The organism is Nocardioides sp., assembly GCF_004803405.1.
Lineage (GTDB): Bacteria > Actinomycetota > Actinomycetes > Propionibacteriales > Nocardioidaceae > Nocardioides > Nocardioides vastitatis.
Genome location: NZ_SSXI01000232.1, coordinates 1 through 503 on the forward strand (window position 1 = coordinate 1; position 503 = coordinate 503).

Annotated in this window: 1 rRNA gene; it reads left to right on the forward strand. The window is 57.1% G+C overall.

From position 1 onward, the window contains the following. Positions 1-503: ribosomal RNA gene (locus E7Z54_RS16825) — 16S ribosomal RNA — on the forward strand; the annotation flags it as partial.

Here is a 503-nt window from a genome sequence, read left to right on the forward strand (position 1 = left end):
ACGCCGCGTGAGGGATGACGGCCTTCGGGTTGTAAACCTCTTTCAGTACCGACGAAGCGCAAGTGACGGTAGGTACAGAAGAAGGACCGGCCAACTACGTGCCAGCAGCCGCGGTAATACGTAGGGTCCGAGCGTTGTCCGGAATTATTGGGCGTAAAGGGCTCGTAGGCGGTTTGTCGCGTCGGGAGTGAAAACCTACAGCTCAACTGTGGGCTTGCTTCCGATACGGGCAGACTAGAGGTATGCAGGGGAGAATGGAATTCCTGGTGTAGCGGTGAAATGCGCAGATATCAGGAGGAACACCGGTGGCGAAGGCGGTTCTCTGGGCATTACCTGACGCTGAGGAGCGAAAGTGTGGGGAGCGAACAGGATTAGATACCCTGGTAGTCCACACCGTAAACGTTGGGCGCTAGGTGTGGGACCTATTCCATGGGTTCCGTGCCGTAGCTAACGCATTAAGCGCCCCGCCTGGGGAGTACGGCCGCAAGGCTAAAACTCAAAGG